Source organism: Egibacteraceae bacterium, assembly GCA_040905805.1.
Classification (GTDB): domain Bacteria; phylum Actinomycetota; class Nitriliruptoria; order Euzebyales; family Egibacteraceae; genus DATLGH01.
On record JBBDQS010000003.1, the window covers coordinates 8,836 to 9,356 of the forward strand.

Genomic DNA, 521 nt, shown 5'->3' on the forward strand with positions numbered 1-521 from the left:
TGTCGCGCCGCCGCGGGCTGCCGACGTGGGACAAGCCCGCGGCGGCGTGCCTCGCGAGCCGGGTCGTGTACGGCCTGCAGGTCACCCCGGCGCGCCTGTCGCGCATCGAGCAGGCCGAGGCCTGGCTGCGCGCCCGCCTGGGCGCGCATGCCAACGTGCGGGTGCGCGACCATGGCGACATCGCCCGCGTCGAGGTCGACCGGGCGCTGCTGGACGCCACCGTGGCCCTCGCCGACGAGCTGCAAGGGCTGCTCGCCGACCTCGGATGGACCCACGCGACGTTGGATCTGGGCGGTTTTCGGTCCGGCAGCATGAACGACCACCTGACGGAAGAGTTTTCGCGTCCGGAGGCATGACACACCCCCACCGCGGGTACCGTGTCAGTACCGGCACACCACAGCGGGCACGCCGGACCAGTCCACCGCTGCGAACCCCTGCGCTTCCCCCCAGGCGCGGGGGTTTCGCGTGTCAGCATCCTCATGGCGGTCGCTGGCGCGACCGCCTCACCCGGCACAGCAGTG

At 72.7% G+C, this 521-nt stretch carries 1 protein-coding gene; it reads left to right on the plus strand.

Annotation, left to right across the window (positions count from 1 at the left end; translation table 11 throughout):
* Nucleotides 1–356 (plus strand): hypothetical protein (locus tag WD250_00780; protein MEX2618728.1); only part of this gene is annotated, 356 nt, incomplete at its 5' end.
* Nucleotides 357–521: the final 165 nt, after the last annotated feature.